This is a genomic window from Streptomyces sp. WM6378, assembly GCF_001279695.1.
Lineage (GTDB): Bacteria > Actinomycetota > Actinomycetes > Streptomycetales > Streptomycetaceae > Streptomyces.
In genome coordinates this window covers 40,503-61,008 of sequence record NZ_LGDD01000002.1, presented here as the reverse complement: position 1 = coordinate 61,008, position 20,506 = coordinate 40,503, and the positions used below count along the sequence as shown (strand labels likewise).

General features: G+C 72.0%; 21 protein-coding genes. 8 read left to right on the top strand and 13 right to left on the bottom strand.

Annotation, left to right across the window (positions count from 1 at the left end; genetic code table 11):
- Positions 1-59: 59 nt before the first annotated feature.
- The 3 genes from ADK54_RS01310 to argH all read right to left on the bottom strand — a co-directional run bounded on the left by ADK54_RS01310 (position 60) and on the right by argH (position 3,641).
- Positions 60-1,553 carry an MFS transporter gene (locus ADK54_RS01310; protein WP_063801883.1) on the bottom strand — a complete coding sequence of 498 codons (1,494 nt, stop codon included), beginning with the start codon at positions 1,551-1,553 and terminating at the stop codon, positions 60-62.
- 38 nt (positions 1,554-1,591) lie between these two features.
- A complete protein-coding gene (locus ADK54_RS01305; RefSeq protein WP_053723588.1) occupies positions 1,592-2,143 on the bottom strand; it encodes a TetR/AcrR family transcriptional regulator in 552 nt (183 codons plus the stop codon).
- A 70-nt stretch (positions 2,144-2,213) separates the two neighbouring features.
- The gene (argH, locus tag ADK54_RS01300; protein WP_053723587.1) at positions 2,214-3,641 is read right to left on the bottom strand and encodes an argininosuccinate lyase; all 1,428 of its coding nucleotides are present in this window, start codon (positions 3,639-3,641) and stop codon (positions 2,214-2,216) included.
- Positions 3,642-3,887: 246 nt separating this feature from the next.
- Between argH and ADK54_RS01295 the strand changes: the two genes are divergently transcribed.
- Together ADK54_RS01295 and ADK54_RS01290 are read left to right on the top strand one after the other, a co-directional pair.
- On the top strand, positions 3,888-4,475 hold the full coding sequence (locus tag ADK54_RS01295) for a pyridoxamine 5'-phosphate oxidase family protein (protein ID WP_053723586.1): 588 nt from the start codon (positions 3,888-3,890) through the stop codon (positions 4,473-4,475).
- 81 nt (positions 4,476-4,556) lie between these two features.
- Positions 4,557-5,246: a L,D-transpeptidase family protein gene (locus ADK54_RS01290; protein WP_053723585.1), complete on the top strand. Its 690-nt coding sequence runs from the start codon at positions 4,557-4,559 to the stop codon at positions 5,244-5,246.
- Positions 5,247-5,294: 48 nt separating this feature from the next.
- Here ADK54_RS01290 and ADK54_RS01285 read toward each other — a convergent pair whose 3' ends face one another.
- Genes ADK54_RS01285 through argC form a run of 5 tightly spaced genes read right to left on the bottom strand, consistent with a single transcriptional unit; the run spans position 5,295 to position 10,193 of the window.
- Positions 5,295-5,837, bottom strand: a complete 543-nt coding sequence (locus tag ADK54_RS01285; RefSeq protein WP_053723584.1) for an arginine repressor — start codon at positions 5,835-5,837, stop codon at positions 5,295-5,297.
- A 7-nt stretch (positions 5,838-5,844) separates the two neighbouring features.
- Positions 5,845-7,002 carry an acetylornithine transaminase gene (locus ADK54_RS01280; RefSeq protein ID WP_234391874.1) on the bottom strand — a complete coding sequence of 386 codons (1,158 nt, stop codon included), beginning with the start codon at positions 7,000-7,002 and terminating at the stop codon, positions 5,845-5,847.
- Between the two features lie 35 nt (positions 7,003-7,037).
- Positions 7,038-7,958 (bottom strand): acetylglutamate kinase, encoded by a 921-nt coding sequence (gene argB, locus ADK54_RS01275; protein WP_053723582.1) that lies wholly within the window; start codon positions 7,956-7,958, stop codon positions 7,038-7,040.
- A 49-nt stretch (positions 7,959-8,007) separates the two neighbouring features.
- Positions 8,008-9,165, bottom strand: coding sequence for a bifunctional glutamate N-acetyltransferase/amino-acid acetyltransferase ArgJ (argJ, locus tag ADK54_RS01270; protein ID WP_053723581.1), 1,158 nt, complete (start codon positions 9,163-9,165; stop codon positions 8,008-8,010).
- On the bottom strand, positions 9,162-10,193 hold the full coding sequence (gene argC / locus ADK54_RS01265; RefSeq protein ID WP_053723580.1) for an N-acetyl-gamma-glutamyl-phosphate reductase: 1,032 nt from the start codon (positions 10,191-10,193) through the stop codon (positions 9,162-9,164). The genes argJ and argC overlap by 4 nt, the downstream gene beginning before the upstream one ends.
- 108 nt (positions 10,194-10,301) lie before the next feature.
- Here argC and ADK54_RS01260 point away from each other — a divergent pair, with 108 nt between their 5' ends.
- From ADK54_RS01260 to ADK54_RS01240, 5 genes are all read left to right on the top strand, one after another.
- Positions 10,302-11,051: a VOC family protein gene (locus ADK54_RS01260; RefSeq protein ID WP_053723579.1), complete on the top strand. Its 750-nt coding sequence runs from the start codon at positions 10,302-10,304 to the stop codon at positions 11,049-11,051.
- Positions 11,052-11,179: 128 nt separating this feature from the next.
- The gene (locus tag ADK54_RS01255; protein WP_053723578.1) at positions 11,180-12,883 is read left to right on the top strand and encodes an amidohydrolase; all 1,704 of its coding nucleotides are present in this window, start codon (positions 11,180-11,182) and stop codon (positions 12,881-12,883) included.
- Between the two features lie 31 nt (positions 12,884-12,914).
- Positions 12,915-13,646 (top strand): helix-turn-helix transcriptional regulator, encoded by a 732-nt coding sequence (locus ADK54_RS01250; RefSeq protein ID WP_053723577.1) that lies wholly within the window; start codon positions 12,915-12,917, stop codon positions 13,644-13,646.
- Between the two features lie 56 nt (positions 13,647-13,702).
- Positions 13,703-14,647, top strand: a complete 945-nt coding sequence (gene sigJ, locus ADK54_RS01245) for an RNA polymerase sigma factor SigJ (RefSeq protein ID WP_053723576.1) — start codon at positions 13,703-13,705, stop codon at positions 14,645-14,647.
- Positions 14,648-14,740: 93 nt separating this feature from the next.
- A complete protein-coding gene (locus ADK54_RS01240) occupies positions 14,741-15,958 on the top strand; it encodes an NAD(P)/FAD-dependent oxidoreductase (protein ID WP_053723575.1) in 1,218 nt (405 codons plus the stop codon).
- On the opposite strand, the gene ADK54_RS01235 is transcribed toward ADK54_RS01240, so the two are convergent.
- From ADK54_RS01235 to ADK54_RS01225, 3 genes are all read right to left on the bottom strand, one after another.
- On the bottom strand, positions 15,942-16,742 hold the full coding sequence (locus ADK54_RS01235; protein WP_053723574.1) for an SDR family oxidoreductase: 801 nt from the start codon (positions 16,740-16,742) through the stop codon (positions 15,942-15,944). The two genes, ADK54_RS01240 and ADK54_RS01235, sit on opposite strands and share 17 nt — an antisense overlap.
- A 180-nt stretch (positions 16,743-16,922) precedes the next feature.
- The gene (locus tag ADK54_RS01230) at positions 16,923-18,179 is read right to left on the bottom strand and encodes an RNA polymerase sigma factor (RefSeq protein ID WP_053723573.1); all 1,257 of its coding nucleotides are present in this window, start codon (positions 18,177-18,179) and stop codon (positions 16,923-16,925) included.
- The gene (locus tag ADK54_RS01225; RefSeq protein WP_107090439.1) at positions 18,179-18,535 is read right to left on the bottom strand and encodes a YciI family protein; all 357 of its coding nucleotides are present in this window, start codon (positions 18,533-18,535) and stop codon (positions 18,179-18,181) included. Before ADK54_RS01225 ends, ADK54_RS01230 begins: the two co-directional genes overlap by 1 nt.
- A gap of 259 nt (positions 18,536-18,794) precedes the next feature.
- Here ADK54_RS01225 and ADK54_RS01220 point away from each other — a divergent pair, with 259 nt between their 5' ends.
- Entirely contained in the window at positions 18,795-19,352 is a 558-nt protein-coding gene (locus ADK54_RS01220; RefSeq protein ID WP_053723571.1) for a sugar O-acetyltransferase, read from the top strand.
- A 28-nt stretch (positions 19,353-19,380) separates the two neighbouring features.
- Here ADK54_RS01220 and ADK54_RS01215 read toward each other — a convergent pair whose 3' ends face one another.
- Complete coding sequence (locus tag ADK54_RS01215; protein ID WP_053723570.1) at positions 19,381-19,974, bottom strand: histidine phosphatase family protein; 594 nt, start codon at positions 19,972-19,974, stop codon at positions 19,381-19,383.
- Positions 19,975-20,024: 50 nt separating this feature from the next.
- Positions 20,025-20,456 carry a GNAT family N-acetyltransferase gene (locus ADK54_RS01210; RefSeq protein ID WP_053723569.1) on the bottom strand — a complete coding sequence of 144 codons (432 nt, stop codon included), beginning with the start codon at positions 20,454-20,456 and terminating at the stop codon, positions 20,025-20,027.
- Between the last annotated feature and the right edge of the window lie 50 nt (positions 20,457-20,506).

Genomic DNA, 20,506 nt, shown 5'->3' with positions numbered 1-20,506 from the left:
ACCCCAGCCCTGCCAGGGGCGCGGGGAGTTGGGGCCGCGCCCCAGCAGCACCGAGTGGCTCAGTGCTCGATCCCGTCGGCCAACTTCTGGCCCCGCAGCAGGAACCACGCTGCGATCGCCGTGGCGAAGAGGACGACCGCACCCACCGCCGCCGCCGTCTGGAAGCCGGACGTGAACGCGTCCCGCGCCGCGGACAGCATCGCCTCCGCCTGGGCGGGTGGGAGGTGCACCGCCGCCTCCACCGCGCCGCCGAGCGAGTCGTGGGCCTCGGTGGCGATGTCCGGGGGGACGCCCTCCGGGGTCTCGAAGCCCCGGTAGATGCCGGTCACCACCGAGCCGAGCAGGGCGATCCCGAGGGCCGCGCCCAGTTCGTACGCCGTCTCGGAGACCGCAGACGCCGCGCCCGCCTGCTCCTTGGGGACGCTGGAGAGGATGACGTCGGCCGTCACCGTGAAGGCGAGGCCCGCGCCGAGCCCGCCCACGAACAGGGCGATGCCCAGGGACACCACCCTGGTGTCCGCGCCGAGCGCCACGCAGGCGGCGAGGGCCAGGGCGACCGCCGCGAGGCCGCCGGAGACCGCGCTGCGCACGGAGGCCCGGCGGGCGATCGTGCCGGCCGCGAGGCCCGCGCCCACCGCGCCGACCGCGGCGGGCAGTTCGATGAGCCCGGCCTCCAGCGGCGAGCGGCCCTGGACCAGTTGGAGGAACTGGGAGAGGAAGAACACAAGCCCCGACAGGCCGAGGATGGTCAGCAGGTCGGCCAGGACCGCGCCGGAGAAGCCCCGGTGGTGGAAAAGGCGGATGTCCAGGAGCGGCGAATCCAGGGTGCGCTGGCGGCGTACGAACCAGACGAGGGCCGCGATGCCGAGCACGGCCGACACCGCGATGTCCCAGCGGAACCCGTTGACCGCGGCCTCCTTCACCGCGTACACCACGGCGACCATGCCGACCAGCGAGAGCCCGACGCTGATGAGGTCCCAGGGGCCAGGATTCGGGTCGCGCGACTCGGGGAGCAGCTTGATGCCGACCAGGACCAGGACGGCCATCACCGGCAGGTTGATCAGGAAGACCGAGCCCCACCAGAAGTTCTCCAGGAGGAACCCGCCGACGACCGGGCCGACCGCGGCGCCCGCGGACGCGGCGGCGCCCCAGATGCCCACGGCGAGGCTGCGCTCCCGGGGGTCGTGGAAGATGTTGCGGATCAGGGCGAGCGTGGACGGCATCAGGGTCGCGCCCGCGACGCCGAGCAGTGCGCGGGCCAGGATCATCATCTCCGGGCTCGACGCGTAGGCGTTGAGCACGGACACCGCGCCGAACGCCACGGCGCCCAGGAGCAGCAGTTTCTTGCGGCCGATGCGGTCGCCGAGGCTGCCCATGGAGACGAGGAGTCCGGCGATGACGAACGAGTAGACGTCGCCGATCCACAGCAGCTGGGTGCCGGACGGCTTGAGGTCCTCGCTGAGGAAAGGCGTGGCGAGGCCGAGCACGGTGGCGTCGACAGCCACGAGCAGCACGGCTAGGACGAGGACCGCGAGCGCGAGCCAGCGGCCCATCCGGGCGACGGCGTGGTGCTCCCGCGGTTCGGTTGCGGTCACTTCTCCACGCTCCGCCGTACGCCGCCGAGCAGCAACTCGGCGATCATGTACTGGAAGTCCTTGGCGGCGACCCGGCCGTCCTGCACGGCCCAGGCGCCCGCGCCGATCAGCCCGTACAGGGCCTCGGTGAGCCAGGCGGGGGTCAGGTCGATGCGGAACTCGCCCTGCTCCTGGCCGCGCCGGAAGAGCACGGAGACGCGGGCGTCGATGCGAGCCCAGCCCGCGTTCATCTGCTCGCCCTCGAAGAGCTGGTTCTCGGTGACGAGGAAGGCGAGGAGGCCCGCCACGGGCTCGACCTCGGCGACCATGCGACGCAGCGCGTCCGAGGTGTCGCCCTCGTCGAGCCGGGCCGCGTCCAGGGCGCCCTCCAGCTCCCGGATGCCGAGCTCCTCCAGCGCTCTGACGAGGGCTTCCCGCCCGGCGAAGTGCCGGTGCAGGGTGGCCCGGCCGATTCCGGCGGCGCGGGCGACCTCGTCCATGGTGGCGGTGGCTTTACGGGTGAGGAGAGCGGCGGCGGTGCGGAGCACCTGGTCTCGATCCACGGTCATGAGACAACCATAGCCCGAGTGAGACACAAACGTCTCACTCGGGCTATGGAGGCGGACACCCCCGGCGGACCTACTTCTTCGCGGTCGCCCAGGCGTGCTGGACCGTCAAGTCGGCCTTGATCTCGGCGAGTTGGACGGCCACCGCCGAGGGGGCCGTGCCGCCGCGGCCGCTGCGGGAGGCGAGCGCGCCCTTGACGTTGAGGACCGTACGGACCTCGGGGGTCAGATGCTCGGAGATCTTGGCGAACTGCTCGTCGGTGAGCTGGTCGAGCTCGATGCCGTGCGCCTCGCACTCCTTGACGCACCCACCCGCGACCTCGTGCGCGACCCGGAACGGCACGCCCTGCTTGACCAGCCACTCGGCGATGTCGGTGGCGAGCGAGAAGCCGGCCGGGGCGAGCTCCTCCATCCGCTCCCGGTTGACGGTGAGCGTGGCCATCATCCCGGTGAAGGCGGGCAGCAGCACCTCCAGCTGGTCACAGGAGTCGAAGACCGGCTCCTTGTCCTCCTGGAGGTCCCGGTTGTACGCGAGCGGCAGCGCCTTCAGCGTGGCCATCAGGCCCGTGAGGTTGCCGATGAGGCGGCCGGACTTGCCCCGCGCCAGCTCGGCGATGTCCGGGTTCTTCTTCTGCGGCATGATCGACGAGCCGGTCGAGAAGGCGTCGTGCAGGGTCACGAAGGAGAACTCCTTCGTGTTCCAGATGATGATCTCCTCCGCGATCCGCGACAGGTTCACGCCGATCATCGCGGTGATGAAGGCGAACTCGGCGACGAAGTCCCGCGAGGCCGTGCCGTCGATGGAGTTGCCGACCGAGCCGTGCTCGAAGCCGAGCTCGGCAGCGACGGCCTCCGGGTCGAGCCCGAGCGAGGAGCCCGCCAACGCGCCCGATCCGTAAGGCGATACGGCCGTGCGGGTGTCCCACTGGCGCAGCCGCTCGGCGTCCCGGGACAGCGACTGGACGTGGGCGAGCATGTGGTGGGCGAAGAGGACGGGCTGGGCGTGCTGGAGGTGAGTACGGCCGGGCATGGCGACGTCCGCATGCGCCTCGGCGAGGCCGACCAGGGCGTCCTGGAGCTCGGCGATCAGGCCGCCGATGGTGCGGGCGTGATCGCGCAGGTACATCCGGAAGAGCGTGGCGATCTGGTCGTTGCGGGACCGGCCGGCGCGCAGCTTGCCGCCGAGGTCGGCGCCGAGGCGCTCCAGGAGGCCGCGCTCCAGGGCGGTGTGGCAGTCCTCGTCGGCGATGGTCCCGACGAAGGAGCCGTCGGCGACGTCGGCTTCGAGCTGGTCCAGGCCGGCGATCATCCGCTGGAGCTCGTCGGCGGTGAGCAGGCCCGCCTTGTGGAGCACGCGGGCGTGCGCACGGGAGCCCGCCAGGTCGTACGGGGCGAGCCGCCAGTCGAAGTGGACCGACGCGGACAGGTTCGCCAGCGCCTCGGCGGGACCGTCGGCGAACCGGGCGCCCCAGAGCCGGACGTCACCGTTGTTGCTGCTCACAGCTCAAGCTCCTCAGAAGGGATGGATGTGCCACCGCCTCCCCGCCGCGGAGGAACGGGGAGGCGGCCGTATAACGGGTCACGCTCACGTGAAGTCGCGCCTGACGGCGATCTCGGTGATAGGCATAACTATGCAATGCTCCGTATGTTCTGTCAATGAGCCGATGTCCGGCGCCTGGCCCCCGCCCGCGTCCCATCGCTTACCCCCGTCTGCCGCCACCGCCCGGGGCAGCGGATAATCCGGCCCATGGGAAAGACCTACGACCGCATAGACGGACGCCTCAGGACCTTCATCGAAGAGCAGCACATCTTCTTCACCGCCACCGCCCCGCTCGACGGCGAGGGGACCATCAACCTCTCCCCCAAGGGCCTGACGGGATCGTTCGCGGTGCTCGACGAGCAGACCGTGGCCTACCTCGACTTCGCCGGCTCCAACGCCGAGACCATCGCCCACCTGCGCGAGAACGGCCGGATCACGCTGATGTGGTGCGCCTTCCAGGGGCCGCCGAACATCGTGCGGGTGCACGGCAGGGGCGAGCCCGTCTTCCGCGACGACCCGCGTTTCGAGGACCTGCTCGGCCACTTCCCCGCCATCGAACCGGCCCAGCACGGCCTGCGCGCCATCGTGGTGGTCACCGCCGACCTCGTCCGCGACACCTGCGGATACGCGGTGCCGTTCATGTCGTACGACGAGGACCGCGACCTGCACGCCAGGCGGTTCGCGCGCGAGGACGACGACAGCCTGAGCGCGTACTTCGAGAAGAAGGACCACATCGCGACCAGCATCGACGGCCTGCCGGGGCTGCCGCTTCCGCTGCCCAAGCGCGTGGCCTGACCCTCGCGCGGGTCGCGCGGACGGAGCAACCCGCGCCGGTTCGGGCGGCCGGGCGCGGCGGCTGAGCATACGGTCCGGAACATGCGCATCGCTGCTCTGCTCCTGGCGTCCCTGCTCGTCCCGCTCGCCGTGCCCGCGCACCCGGGGCCGCTGCCGGAGCGGATGGCGTACACCGGTGGCGGCAGTCAGCTGATCACCGCGGAGGCACCCTCCCTCGGGGCCACCACGGGCACGCTCACCTGGTGGGACCGGCGGGCCGGGCGCTGGGTGGCGGCGGGCTCGGCGCCCGCCAGGTTCGGCGCGAAGGGCCTGGTCGAGGGCGACTCGCGCGTCCAGGGCACCGACACCACGCCGACCGGCCTGTTCACGCTGCCGTACGCCTTCGGGGTCGCGCCCGCGCCGCACGGCACCCACTATCCCTACCGGCGCGCGACGGACGGGTCCTGGTGGTGCCAGGACAACGAGTCCCGCAGGTACAACCGCTGGGTGGAGGGCCTGCCCCGGGACTGCCGGGCGAGCGAGTCGGAGCATCTGACCGCGTACGCGAGCCAGTACGCCCGGGCGCTCGTCATCGGCTTCAACTACCGGCGGCCGGTGCGCGGCCGGGGCGCCGGGATCTTCCTGCACGTCAACGGGCGCGGCGCGACGGCCGGTTGTGTGTCGGTGTCCGCCGAGGCGATGACCCGGGTGCTGATGTGGGTGCATCCGCTGCGGCGCCCGCACATCGCGATCGGCACGACGAGCGGGCCGACCGCGATCACACGCTACTGAACTCGCTTACCACAGGCGGGAGTTGGTGGCCAGAGCCCTCGGCTCCCGTCAGCGGTGGTCGTTCTGGGCGAGCCGCAGCAGATGGTCGGCCAGCGCCTGGCCGCCCGAGGGGTCGCGGCTGATCAGCATGAGCGTGTCGTCGCCCGCGATCGTGCCGAGGATGTCGTGCAGTTCTGCCTGGTCGATGGCCGAGGCGAGGAACTGGGCGGCGCCGGGCGGCGTGCGCAGGACCACCAGGTTGGCGGAGGCCTCGGCGGAGATGAGGAGTTCCGCGGACAGCCTGCGCATCCGCTCCTCCTTCGCCGACTCGCCAAGGGGCGCCTTCGGCGTGCGGAAGCCGCCCTCGCTGGGCACCGCGTAGATCAGCTCGCCGCCGGTGTTGCGGATCTTCACCGCGCCCAGCTCGTCGAGGTCGCGGGAGAGCGTCGCCTGGGTGACGCTCAGCCCGTCGTCCGCGAGGAGCTTGGCGAGCTGGCTCTGGGACCGCACCGGCTGCCGGTTGAGGATGTCCACGATCCGGCGGTGGCGGGCGGTGCGGGTCTGCGGTACGGCGGGGCCGCCCGGCTCGAAGTCCTGCGCCTCGTCGGTCATCGTCGTCTCATTCTCCGGATCGTCCGTCCCCGTTGACTGTGTCGAGAACGCCGGGCAGGGCCTGGAGGAACGCGTCCACCTCCGCGTCACCGATGATGAGCGGCGGCATGAGCCGTACGACATCGGGGGCGGGCGCGTTGACCAGGAAGCCGGCATCCTGAGCCGCCAGCTGCACCTGAGGCGCGAGGGGCTCGTTGAGCACGATACCCAGCAGCAGCCCCGCACCACGGACACGGGCGACCAACGGGTGCCCCAGCGCCTCGATTCCGTCGCGCAGCTTCTCGCCGGTCCGCTTGACCTGGTCGAGCGCTCCGTCGGCGGACAGCGTGTCGATGACGGCGAGTCCGGCGGCGCAGGCGATGGGGTTCCCGCCGAAGGTGGTGCCGTGCATGCCGGGCTTGAGCAGCTCGGCCGCGGCGCCGAAGGCGACCGTCGCGCCGATCGGGAGACCGCCGCCGAGGCCCTTGGCCAGCGTCACGATGTCCGGGTCGACGCCCTCGTGCCGCTGGTGCTCGAACCAGGTGCCGGTCCGCCCGATGCCGGTCTGCACCTCGTCCAGGACGAGCAGCGTTCCGGTGGCGCGGGTGATCTCCCGGGCGGCCTTGAGGTAACCGGCCGGCGGGACGACCACGCCGATCTCGCCCTGGATGGGTTCGATGATGACGAAGGCGGTCTCTTCGGTGACGGCCGCCCGCAGCGCCTCGACGTCGCCGAACGGTACGTGCGTGACATCGCCGGGCAGCGGCAGGAACGGCGTCCGCTTGCCCTCCTGGCCGGTGAGGGCGAGCGCGCCCATCGTGCGGCCGTGGAAGCCACCGTCGGTGGCGACCATGTGGGTGCGCCCGGTGAGCCTGCCGATCTTGAAAGCCGCCTCGTTGGCCTCGGCGCCGGAGTTGCAGAAGTAAACGCGTCCGGGCCGGTCGAAGAGCTGGAGGAGGCGTTCGGCGAGCGCCACCGGCGGCTCCGCGACGAACAGGTTCGAGACGTGGCCGAGCGAGCCGATCTGCTGGGTCACGGCCTGCACGACGGCCGGGTGGGCGTGGCCGAGAGCGTTGACCGCGATGCCGCCCACGAAGTCGGCGTACGCGGTGCCGTCCGCGTCCCAGACCGTCGCGCCCGCGCCGCGTACGAGCGAGAGCTTCGGGGTGCCGTAGTTGTCCGTCATGACGTGCCGCCACCGCTGTGCGAGCTCCTGGTTGGTCACCGCGCTCCCCCTCGTCCGTCCGTCACGTGTGGTCCGTCGGGCACGACCATCGTGCCGATGCCCTCGTCGGTGAAGATCTCAAGCAGGATCGAGTGCTGGACCCGTCCGTCGATCACGCGCGCGGTGTTGACCCCGTTGCGCACCGCGAACAGACAGCCCTCCATCTTGGGGACCATGCCGCTGGAGAGCTCGGGAAGCAGCTTCTCCAGCTGACTGGCAGTCAGTTTGCTGATGACGTCGTCGCTGTTGGGCCAGTCCTCGTAGAGGCCTTCGACGTCGGTCAGGACCATCAGGGTCTCGGCGCCCAGCGCCGCAGCGAGTGCCGCAGCCGCCGTATCAGCATTGACGTTGTAGACATGTCCGTCGTCCTGGGAGCGGGCGATCGAGGAGATGACCGGGATCCGGCCGTCGTCCAGGAGCGCCTGGATGGCGCCCGGGTCGATCGCGGTGATCTGGCCGACCCGGCCGATGTCGACCAGCTCGCCGTCGATCTCGGGGCGGTGCTGGGTGGCGGTGATGGTGTGGGCATCCTCGCCGGTCATGCCGACGGCGAGCGGCCCGTGCTGGTTGAGCAGCCCGACGAGCTCGCGCTGCACCTGCCCGGCGAGCACCATCCGGACCACGTCCATGGCCTCGGGCGTGGTGACCCTGAGGCCTGCCTTGAACTCGCTGACCAGGCCCTGCTTGTCGAGCTGGGCGCTGATCTGCGGTCCGCCGCCGTGCACGACGACGGGCTTGAGGCCGGACTGCCGCAGGAACACGACGTCCTGGGCGAAGGCGGCCTTCAGCTCCTCGTCGACCATGGCGTTGCCGCCGAACTTGATGACGACGGTCTTGCCGTGGTGCCGGGTCAGCCAGGGCAGCGCCTCGATGAGGGTCTGCGCCTTGGGCAGTGCGGTGTGTTTACGGGTACTCATGGGCGCAGCCCATTCCTTGGAAGGGTGGTGGTGGGAGACGGGTGGGCGCTCATGAGCTGTACGCGCTGTTCTCGTGGACGTAGTCGGCGGTGAGGTCGTTGGCCCAGATGACGACGGGCTCGCTGCTGCCGGCCGCGAGGTCGGCGGTGATCTGCACCTCCCGGTAGCGCATGTCGACGAGGTCGCGGTCCTCGCCGACCGAGCCGTTCTTGCAGACCCAGACGCCGTTGATGGCGACGTTCAGCCGGTCGGGATCGAAGGCCGCCTTCGTCGTGCCGATGGCGGAGAGCACCCGGCCCCAGTTGGGGTCCTCGCCGTGGATCGCGCACTTGAGCAGGTTGTTCCGCGCGATGGACCGCCCGACCTCAACGGCGTCGTCCTCGCTCGCGGCGTTGATGACCTCGATGCGGATGTCCTTCGACGCGCCCTCGGCGTCCCCGATGAGCTGCCGCGCGAGATCGTCGCAGACGGCCCGCACGGCCTCGGCGAACTCCCCGTATTCCGGGACGAGTTCACAAGCGCCGGAGGCGAGGAGCAGCACGGTGTCGTTGGTGGACATGCAGCCGTCGGAGTCGACCCGGTCGAAGGTCTGGCGCGTGGCGTCGCGCAGCGCCTTGTCGAGCGTGGCGGCGTCGAGGTCGGCGTCGGTGGTGAGCACGACCAGCATGGTGGCGAGCCCGGGGGCGAGCATGCCCGCACCCTTGGCCATGCCGCCGACGGTCCAGCCGTCCTTGGTGACCACGCTGGTCTTGTGCACGGTGTCGGTGGTCTTGATGGCGATGGCGGCCTTCTCACCGCCGTGCGGGGAGAGTTCGGCCGCCGCCTGCTCGATGCCGGGCAGGAGCTTGTCCATCGGGAGCAGCACGCCGATGAGCCCGGTGGACGCGACGGCGACCTCGCCCGCACTGTGTCCTTCGAGCACCTCGGCGACCTTCTCGGCCGTGGCGTGGGTGTCCTGGAAGCCCTTGGGGCCCGTACAGGCGTTGGCGCCACCGGAGTTGAGGACGACGGCGCTCACCTCGCCGCCCTTGAGGACCTGCTCGGACCACAGGACCGGGGCGGCCTTGACGCGGTTGGAGGTGAAGACGCCCGCGGCCGCGCGGCGGGGCCCGGTGTTGACCACGAGGGCCAGGTCCGGGTTGCCGTTCTGCTTGATCCCGGCGGCGATGCCCGCCGCCGTGAATCCCTGCGCTGCGGTCACGCTCACGGCGCAACTCCAATCGTGGAAAGGCCGGTGGACTCGTCGAGTCCGAGGGCGATGTTCATGCTCTGCACCGCGCCGCCGGCGGTGCCCTTCGCGAGGTTGTCGATGGCGCTGACGGCGATGACGCGCCCCGCGCTCTCGTCGTGGGCCACCTGCACCTGAACGGAGTTGGACCCGTACACCGAAGCGGTGGCCGGCCACTGCCCGGCGGGGAGCAGGTGCACGAACGGCTCGTGGGCGAAGGCCTTCTCGTACGCGGCCCGTACGCTCTCGGCGGTGACGCCGTCCTTCGCCTTCGCGGAACAGGTGGCGAGGATGCCGCGGGACATCGGCGCGAGGGTGGGCGTGAAGGACACGGTGACGTCCTCGCCCGCCACGGCGCTGAGGTTCTGGATCATCTCGGGGGTGTGCCGGTGCCCGCCGCCCACGCCGTACGGGGACATCGAGCCCATGACCTCGCTGCCGAGCAGGTGCGGCTTGAGCGCCTTGCCCGCGCCGGAGGTGCCGGTGGCGGCGACGATCACGGCGTCGCTCTCCACGAGCCCGCCCTGGTACGCCGGGAACAGCGCGAGGGAGACGGCCGTCGGGTAGCAGCCCGGCACGGCGATCCGCCGCGTCGACCCCAACGCGTCCCGTGCGCCCGGCAGTTCGGGCAGCCCGTACGGCCAGCACCCGGCGTGCGCCGAACCGTAGAACTTCTCCCAGTCGGCGGCGTCCCGGAGCCGGAAGTCGGCCCCCATGTCGACGACGAGGACGTCCGGCCCCAGCTGCTCGGCCACCGCCGCCGACTGGCCGTGCGGCAGCGCCAGAAAGACGACGTCGTGCCCGGCGAGCACCTCGGCGGTGGTCGGCTCAAGCGTGCGCCCGGCCAGCGGAACGAGGTGCGGCTGAAGCGAACCGAGCAGCTGCCCGGCGTTGGAGTTCGCGGTCAGCGCCCCGATCTCGACCCCGGGGTGCCCGAGCAGCAGGCGCAGGAGCTCCCCGCCCGCATACCCACTGGCCCCTGCCACTGCCGCACGTACCGCCGCCATCGTTCCTCCTCGGTGATGGCATGACTATACGCAGCAATGCAGTTTTATGCAAAGACTCTCCAGCGACGAGCCTACGGATCTCGTTGCCGAGTGCATAGGGTCACCGGCATGGCACTGCGACCTGTTCAGGTGAACATCAAGGCTCTCGATGACTCGGCGGTCGGCCGATTCTGGGCACAAGCGCTCGGCTGGGGTGTTTCCAGCGAGGCCCCCGGCGTGACCAACGTCGAACCCACCGGCGGCTTCGTCTGGCCGGACCCGGTCGCCGTCTGCATCGACGTCGTGACCGTCCCGGAGCCCAAGACGGCGACGAAGAACCGTGTCCACCTCGATCTGGCCACCACGTCCGCGGCCCATCAGACGGAGCTGGTCACGCGCCTGAAGGCGCTGGGTGCGACGCCCGCCGACGTGGGCCAGGGCGACGTACCGTGGACGGTCCTCGCCGACCCGGAGGGCAACGAATTCTGCGTGCTTGAGCCCCGGGAGATCTACCGGGACACCGGGCCGATCGCCGCGGTGGTGGTCGACTGCGCGGATCCGCGGGCCATGGCCCGGTTCTGGGACGAGGCGATCGACTGGACCCTGCACAAGGTGACCGACGAACAAGCGGCGCTGCGCTCCGCCAAGGGTGTCGGCCCGTATCTGGAGTTCCTCCGCACCTCCGACGTGCACACCGCGGCGGACCGCGTCCATCTCGACCTGCTGCCGTACCCCGGCGACGATCAGGAGGCGGAGGTGGCCCGGCTGCGGGCGCTCGGCGCCACCGACCTCGACCTCGGCCAGGGCGACGTCTCCTGGAAGTGCATGTCGACGCCGGAGGGGCACGAGTTCTGCGTCCTGCGCCCGGCCAAGGCGTAGCCCCGAGGACACCCGGGGCTCGCGTATCGGTGGAATGACCGATGTGCGGCGGGTGGCGGCGCGGCCATAGTCCACGGAGATCGTTCGCGGGTCGCCATGGGGGCGCCCGGTTCTGGAAGGGATCCTCTGTGGACGCGTATGCGGATCTGGTGTTCGTCGGCGGGCAAGTGGTCACGGTCGACGCGGAGTTCTCCGTCGCCTCGGCGCTGGCGGTGACCGGCGGGGTCATCACGGCCGTCGGCGGGCGGGACGACGTCACGCCGCTCGTCGGGCCCGGCACCCGCGTCGTCGACCTGCGAGGGGCGACGCTGCTGCCCGGGATCAACGATTCCCATCTGCACGGATGCGCCTTCGGCATGGCTACGCCGCCGCTCTCCCTCGACGTCGGCCACCCCGCCGTTTCGTCGCTGGCCGACGTGGCCGCTGCGGTGGCGGACGCCGTCCGGCGGGCGCCCGACGGGCAGTGGATCACCGGGCACGGCTGGGACCCCGGCTACCTCGACGAGTGCGTGTCCGATCCGTCGCGGCTGCCCTCGCGGCGCGACCTCGACGCGGTGAGCGCGGACCACCCCGTCGTCCTGTACTCCTTCTCCGGGCACGCCACTTGGGTCAACTCCAAGGCGCTCCGGCTCATGGGGATCGACCGGCACACCGTCGCGCCGCCCGGCGGATCCATCGTCGCGGACGCGGCCGGAGAGCCGACCGGGCTCCTCCACGAAGGCGCCCAGGCCCTCGTCCAGAACGCGCTGCCGCCGCTCAGCCGGCAGGAGCGGACCGACGCGGCCAGGTCGGCGCTGACCACGCTCGCCCGCCTCGGCGTGACCAGCTACACCGAGCCCGGCCTCGGCCCCGGCGGCGACGGGATCATGCGGGGCGCCCTCGGCGCGGAGACCCTCGACGTCTACCGCCGCCTGCTCGCGGACGGCGAACTGACCGCCCGCGTGGGCGTGTTGCTCCTGCCCACCGGAATGGCGAGCACCGCCGAAGAGTTCGCCCGTACGCTCACCGGGCTCGGCGCGTGCGGCGACGCCGATCCGCGCCGCCTCGCGATCCACGGGGTCAAGATCTTCGCCGACGGGATCGTCCCCAACAAGACCGCGTGGATGCACGAGCCGTACGTCGGCGGCGGCTGCGGCTCGCTGTGCGTCGGCGGCGGGAACGACGCGGAGCGGATCACCGAGATCGAGGCCATGATCCGGCACGCGCACGCCGCCGGGCACCAGCTGGGCGTCCACGTCACGGGCGACCGGGCCTGCGACACCGTCGCGGACGCCTTCGCCGCGGCCCTGGCCGAACACCCGCGGCCCGACGCCCGCCACTACGTCATCCACGGCGACTTCCTCACCGCGCACAGCATGAAGGTGCTGGCCGCGCACGGCTTCGGCGTCAACATGAACCCCACCATCAAGTGGACCGTCGCCGACATGGAGGAGGAGTTCGTCGGGGCCGGACGAGCCGCGTACGCCTGGCCCTACCGCGATGCCATCGACGCGGGCGTACGGGTCGCGAGCGGGTCGGACGCCCCCGTCACGCACCCGGACTGGCGCCAGGGCGTCGCCACCATGGTGCTGCGCGAGTCGAAGGCCGGCCGCCGGGTCAGCGGCCCCGAGCAGCGCATCGGCCTGGCCGAGGCGCTCCGTACGTACACGATCGAGGCGGCCTGGCAGGACTTCGCCGACGACTGGAAGGGCTCGCTTGAGCCGGGCAAGGTCGCCGACCTCTGTGTGCTCGACGGGGACCTGCTCGCCGCCGACCCGCACGACATCCCGTCGATGCCCGTCGTGCTCACCGTCATGGACGGCCGAGTCGTGCATGACACACTGCGCGATTGACGCATTCCGGTCTCATGATCATCCTTGGCGGATGACAGCGCACCGGAGCACGGCGGACATCCTGGACGCGGCCGTCCACGTCAGGGAGGCCGCACGGAACGCCACGAGCGGCGCGGCCGGCGTCGACACGGTCCTGGCGGCGCTGTCGCAGGTCCTTGAGTACGACCACGCCTCCCTGACCCGGTGGGATCCGCTGCGCCGGCGCCACACCACCCTGGCGGGGAGCTACCCAAAGGACGCCACGGCCTACATCGAGACCCGCCTCCATCACGACCCGGTGTTCCCCGTGCTCCGCACCCCGGCCCAGGGCGGTCTCTGGCTCGGGGACGTGCCCCCGCGGCTCCTGGCGGCATCGCCGGGTTTCCAGGACGTCCTGTCCCCCCTGGGCATCGAGGACGGCGTGGCCCAGTGCCTGTTCGGCGCGGACGGCCGGTACGTCGGCATGCTGAACGTCAGCACCCGCCGCCCCCGGCGCACCCCCGATCCGGCCCGCGCGGTGGTCACCCTGCTCACGGAGTCCCTCGCGGCGGCGGTCGCCGTCCGCGAGGAGCCGGGGCCGCCCGGCGGGCTCTCACCCAGGGAACTCCAGGTGCTGGCCGAACTGACCACCGGCCGCACCAACCGGGAGATAGCCGAGCGCCTGTACGTCACACCGCGCACGGTGGGCACCCACATCGAACACATCCTGGCCAAGCTCGACCTCCCCAACCGCGCGGCGGCCGCGGCGCGGGCGGTGGCGTGGGGGATCGAACCGAGCGGCTGACGCGGGCCAGGAACGGAGACGGGGGCGGGGACGACGCGAGCGCTAGGATCCCGGCCATGGCCCTGACCATGAAGGACGTCGACCTGTTCGAGGCCTCCAGGCCGCGCCTGGAAGCCATCGCCTACCGGCTGCTCGGCTCCGCGAGTGAGGCCGAGGACGCCGTGCAGGAGACGTTTCTGCGGTGGCAGGCCGGTGACGTCGAGCGCATCGAGGTGCCCGAGGCCTGGCTGACGAAGGTCCTCACCAATCTGTGTCTCAACCAGCTCACCTCGGCCCGCGCGCGGCGCGAGACCTATGTGGGGCAGTGGCTTCCCGAGCCGTTGCTCGAAGGGGACCCGATGCTCGGGCCCGCCGACACCGCCGAGCAGCGCGAGTCGGTCTCGTACGCGGTCCTCGCCCTACTTGAGCGCCTCTCCCCCAATGAGCGGGCGGTGTACGTGCTGCGGGAGGCGTTCGCGTACTCGCACCGGGAGATCGCCGCGATCCTCGACATCAGCGAGGCCGGCTGCCAGCAGATCTTCCACCGGGCCAAGAAGCACATCGCCGAGGGCAAGGCCCGTACCGAGATCGACGAGGCCGCCGCACGGCGGATCGTGGACGAGTTCCTCGCGGCCGCCACCAGCGGCCGGACCGAGCCGCTCGTACGGCTGCTCACCCAGGACGCCATCTCGGTCGGCGACGGCGGCGGGAAGGTACCGGCCCGCGCGAAGGCGTTCGAGGGGGCTCTCGCGGTCGCGACGTTCCTGCGGGGCCTGTTCAAGCCCGGCAAGGCCAAGCGTGCCCTGATCGGCGGCTCGGCCGAGGTCTACGCCGCGACGGCCAACCAAGGCCCCGCCGTCGTGGCGGTCGTCGACGGCCGGGTCGTCGGCGTCATGTGCCTGGAGGTCACCGCCGAGGGCATCGCCGCCGTCCGCAACCAGGTCAACCCCGACAAGCTCGAACGCGCCACCGAGCGGTGGGCGGCAGCCCAGCACGGGGAGCCGCTGTTCAACGCCTTCTGACGCGAATGTGACCTGGTTCACATCGCGTTCCTGTCAGGAAAAGGCGGGCTGCCCGGTTCAAGGGGCGAAACCGCGCGAGCCAGGAGCAGGGATATGCAGCACCGCATCATCGTCCTCGGAGCCGGATACAGCGGAGCCATCGCGGCCGGGCGGCTCGCCAAGCGGCTGCGGCGCGAAGACGTCGCCATCACCCTCGTCAACGCCGAGCCCGACTTCGTCGAGCGCGTCCGGCTGCACCAGCTCGCGGTCGGCCAGGACCTCAGGCCCCGGCCCTTCGCCGCAATGTTCGCGGGCACCGGCGTCGAGCTGAAGCTCGCCCGGGTCACCGCGGTCGATGTCGACCGCAGGACCGTCGCCGTCGCCGTCACCGGCGGCGACGGCGACGGCGACGGCGCCGAGGAGCTGGCGTACGACACCCTCGTGTACGCCCTCGGCAGCGGCTGGAGCGACCAGGGCGTCCCCGGCAGCGCCGAGCACGCCCACCAGATCGCGAGCAGGACCGGAGCGCTGCGGCTGCGCGAGCGCCTGGCCCGGCTGGACGCCGGGCAGTCCGTGGTCGTGGTCGGCGGCGGCCTCACAGGACTGGAGGCCGCGGCCGAGATCGCCGAGGCCCGCCCGGACCTCGATGTCGCCCTCGCCGCCCGCGGCGGCCTCGGCGACTGGCTCTCGCCCAAGGGCCGTCGGCACCTGCGGGACGTCTTCGGCAGGCTCGGCATCACCGCGTACGAGAACGTCGACGTCACCGGTGTCGAGGACGGCCAGGTCGCCACCGCCGACGGCACGTTCATCCCGGCCGCGGTCACCGTGTGGACCACCGGCTTCGCCGTCCACCCGATCGCGCGAACCACCGCCCTGGAGGTCACGGACACCGGCCGGATCGTGGTCGACGAGACCATGCGGTCACTCTCGCACCCGGACGTGTACGCCATCGGCGACGCGGCCATGGCGATGGGGCCCGGCGACAAGCCGCTGCGGATGTCGTGCGCCTCGGGCACCCCCATGGCGTGGCAGGCCGCCGACGCCATCGCGGCGCGCCTGACCGGCGGAAAGCTCCCGAACGTGCCGCTGCGCTACTTCAACCAGTGCATCTCGCTGGGCCGCAAGGAGGGCCTGATCCAGTACGTCACCGCCGACGACCGCGCCGTACGGGCCGCTCTGACGGGGCGGGTCGCCGCGCTCTACAAGGAGCTGGTCTGCAAGGGCGCTGCCTGGGGCGTCGCCAACCCGCTGCTCGGGATGCCGGCCCGGCGCCGCCGCGTCGTCGTGCGCGAGCCGGTCGGGGCGGACCGGGCGGTCAAGGCGCCGGCCTGACCGGCAGGTCCCCGTCCTGGCCGACCCGCTCCGTCAGGAACGCCTCCCAGGTGCGGCTGCCCACCGTCGCCCGGTCCAGGGACAGGTTCTCGCCCGCCCGGTACGCGCGGCCCGTCTTTCCCGGGAGGCGGACCGGCAGCATCGGGCGGCGGCTGCCGCGTGCCGCCAGGTAGCCGCGCGCGAGGTCGGCCATCGCGTACACCTTCGGTCCTGTCAGGTCGGGCACCGGTCCGGCCGGGTCGCCCAGCGTCAACTCCACCAGTCTGCTTGCCACTTCGCGCGAGTCGACCGGCTGGAAGCGGAGGCCGCCCGGGCAGGGCACCACCGGAAGCTTCGCCATCTTCGACACGACGGTCAGGGTGAGGTCGTGGAACTGGGCGGCGCGCAGCGTGGTGTACGGGATGCCCGATTCGGCGATGGCCCGCTCGGCGCCGAGCTTGGACCTGAAGTAGGCCAGCGGCATCGTGTCCGTGCCGATGACGGAGATGTAGACCAGGTACCGCACCCCGGCCCGCTTGGCCGCGCGCACGAGGTTGCGGGTCGCCTCGTCGTCGCCCTTGGCGCCGCCCGCGAGGTGCAGGACCGTCTCGGCCCCGTCGAGCGCCGCGCCGATGCCCTCGTCCTTGAGCAGGTCGGCGGTCACGTACTCGATGCCGGCCGCGGACGGGCGCTCCTGTCGGGTGAGGACCCGCACGTCGCGGCCCGCCGCGCGCAGCAGAGGGAGGACGTGGCCGCCCAGCGTGCCCGTGCCGCCGGTGACGAGGATGGGGGACGTCGATGTCATGGCTGCTCCAGCTTGTCCGGTGCGGGAGCCCGGCCCCCGCCGCGTTCCGCCCGGTCGGGTGGATCTGCTGCTCTGACACCGCGTGCCGGGTGAATGTGACCCGGGCGGCGGCCACCTTCCCGGGCGGGCGGACTTCCGGCGGGACGGGCCCCTCACCGGCAGCCACTCGCCGCGCACGGCTCAAGGCCACCCCTCACCCGGCTCCGGTTCCGCCAACCTCCGCTCCAGGAACGCCCGTTCCGCCGCGTTGCCCGTGCGGTCGAGCGCCTTCTCGTACGCCTTCGCCGCCTCCTCGCCGCGGCCCAGGCGGCGCAGCAGGTCCGCGCGGGTGGCGTGGAAGAGGTGGTAGGAGTCCAGGGCGAGGGCGTCGACCAGCGCTAGGGCTTCGGCGGGGCCCTCCGTCTCGGCCACCGCGACGGCCCTGTTGAGGGCCACCACGGGTGTCGGGGCGAGGGCGAGCAGTTGGTCGTACAGCCGCCGGATCTGGTGCCAGTCCGTCGCCCGGGGTGTCGGAGCGTCGCTGTGTACGGCGTTGATCGCGGCCAGGATCTGGTAGGGGCCCGGCTGGTTGCGGCGCAGGCACCGGCGCACCAACTCCTGACCCTTCGCGACAAGTTGATGGTCCCAGCGGGTGCGGTCCTGGTCGGCGAGGAGGACGAGTTCGCCGTTCGGGCCGGACCTGGCGGCCCGGCGGGACTCGGTGAGCAGCATCAGCGCGAGCAGCCCGAGGGCCTCCGGCTCGTCGGGCATGAGCTCAACGAGCAGCCGGCCCAGGCGCACGGCCTCCGCGCACAGGTCGTCCCGTACGAGCCGCTCGCCCGAGCTCGCCGCGTACCCCTCGTTGAAGATCAGGTAGACGACGGCCAGCACCGCCGCGAGCCGGTCCGGGAGGTCCGCCTCGTGCGGGATCCGATACGGGATGCGGGCGTCGCGGATCTTGCCCTTGGCCCGCACCAGGCGCTGGGCCATCGTCGGTTCGGGCACCAGGAAGGCGCGGGCGATCTCCGCCGTACTGAGCCCGCCCAACAGCCGCAGTGTCAAGGCGACTTGGGCGGCGGGGGCGAGCGAGGGGTGACAGCACGTGAAGATCAGGCGGAGCCGGTCGTCGCGCACGGGGCCCTCCTCGGCGGGTTCGTCGGCGGCGTACGACTCGGCCCGCCGCACGGCCTCGGCCTGCCGGTCCGCGCGGGTCGCCTCCCGGCGCAGGCGGTCCACGGCGCGGTTGCGGGCGGTGGTGATGATCCAGCCGGCCGGGCTCGGCGGCAGCCCGTCCTTCGGCCACCGGGCCACCGCCGTCGCGAACGCGTCCTGCACCGCCTCCTCGGCGAGGTCGATGTCTCCGAGGGCCCGGACCAGCACGGCCACCGCGCGGCCGTACTCCGCCCGGAAGATCCGCTCGATCGCGGCGTCCCCCGGACCGCCGGACTCGGCACCCATCACTCTTGGGGCTGCCCGTGGAACGGCCGCACCTCGATGGGCAGCGTCGTGGCGTGCAGCGCCTTCCGGCCCCATTCCAGGGCCGCGTCGAGGTCGGGCGCCTTCACGATGCACAGCCCGCCGAGGTACTCCTTGCTCTCGATGTACGGCCCGTCGGTGGTGAGCACGTCGCTGCCCTTCGCGCGGAGCACCGTGGCGGTGCCGGGAGCGGCGAGGCCTCCGGCGAAGACCCAGGCACCGGCGTCCTTCAGCTCCTGGTGGAAGGTGTCGAGGTTGGCCGTGATCCGCGCCATCTCGTCCACCGTGGGCGGCGTCCCCTCGGCCGGCTGGACCACGCTGAGCAGGTAGTACCGCACGTTCGTCATCACGTTCTCCTCGGACGGTGGCGCCCCCGGCGGGGCGGCCTTCATCATCTATACGAACGGGGACCGGCCGGATCGACACGGAACACGGACGCGCGGCGATGTTTTTCCGGGAACCCGATCCGCGGGCCGGTCACCGGTCGTCTCCCGGCGTGCGCACGGCCTGCCGGACAGCGCGGGAACGATCCCGGCCGTCCGCCCGGCGGATGCCGTACGGTTCCGGTTCCGGGCAACCGAGCTGGGAGGACACCCCGTGGGTGAGAACAAGCGGCTGATGCTGGCCGGCGAGTGGTACATCCCCGACGATCCCGAACTCCGCGCCGACACCGAGCGCCGCGTCGAGTTGTGCGCCGCCTACAACGCGGCCGCCACGGCCCCGTCCGCCGACCGGCACAAGATCCTCACCGAGCTGCTGGGTTCGGTCGGCGGGTCCGTGCGCATCAGGGCGCCGTTCCAGTGCGACTTCGGCTACAACATCAGCATCGGCGCCGGTACGTTCGTGAACTTCGGCGCCGTCTTCCTCGACACCGGCCGGATCACCGTCGGTGCCGATGTGCAGATCGGCCCGAACGTCCAACTCCTCACCCCCACCCATGAGTTGGATGCCGAGCGGCGGCGGGCCGGCTGGGAGAAGGCGCTGCCCGTGACCGTCGGGGACAATGTGTGGCTGGGCGGCGGCGTGATCGTGTGCCCCGGGGTGACGATCGGCGCGAACACGGTGGTGGGCGCGGGCGCCGTCGTCACCAAGGACCTGCCGGCGAACGTGCTCGCGGTCGGCAACCCGGCCCGGGTCGTGCGCGAGCTGGCCTGACCGGACCCGGGCTGAGCCGAACTCGGCGTCAGGCGGCCGCCGGGCCGCTCCAGGCCCCGGCCTCCAGACACAGGTGCCAGCGCCGGGCCGCCCCGGTCAGGGTGACCGTGGACAGCGGGCGGACCTCGACGTTCCAGTACGCGGCGGGCGGCGCCTTCAGGGCGTACACCAACGCGGCCCGGACGACGGCGGGTTCGGCGACCGCCAGGATGGAGCTGCCGTCGTCCGCGGGCCGCGTGTCCAGCCAGCCCCCTATCCGGGTGATGAAGGCGAGCAGCGACTCGCCGCCGTGCGGGGCCGCCCACGGGTCGGCGAGCCAGGCGTCGACGGCGGCCGGCTCGCGGGCCGTGACCTCGGCGAGCGTGCGGCCGCGCCAGCGCCCCATGTCGCAGTCCCGCAGGGCGGGCTGGGCCATCGGCGCGTAGCCGAGCGCGGTGCCGGTCGCCCGGCTGCGCGGGGACGGCGAGCAGTAGCGCAGCTCGGCCGCGCCGAGCGGCACGAGAGCGCGTGCGGCCAGCTCCACCTCGTGCCAGCCGGCCCCGTCCAGCGGCCGGTCGTCGTCGAAACGCTCGTCGAGGAGCGCGGAGCTGCGTGCGGCGGCGACCAGCGTGACCCGGTTCATGGCCGCGATCGTGAGGCCAGAAGGGCGGCGGGTCAAGAGGCGATGAGGGGCTATTGCAGGCCGAGCGCCATCCACTTGCCCGGGGTTTCCAGAGTGCGGAAACCGATCTTCTCGTAGACCCCGTGAGCGTCGTCCGTGGCCAGCAGGATGCGGCGCAGGCCGTGCGGCTCCAGGTGGTCCCGCACGGCGGCCACCAGCGCCGTGCCGAGCCCCTTGCCGCGCGCGGCCGGATCGACGTACACGTCGCAGAGCCAGGCGAAGGTGGCGCGGTCGGTGACGACCCGCGCATAGGCGACCTGCTCGCCCGAACTCCCGTCGTACGCCCCGAAGTTGAGGGATCCGGCGATGGCGGCGTCCTGCTTCTCACGGCTGCGGCCGAGGGCCCAGTACGCGTCCGTCGAGAGCCAGTGGTGGACGCGGGCGGCATCGATGCGCGCCGGGTCGCTGGAGATCGCGTACTCGCGGAAGATCACGTCACTCATGCGGGGAGCCTCGCAGGCGGCGGGCCGATTGTCAGTGGCGGATGCCACGC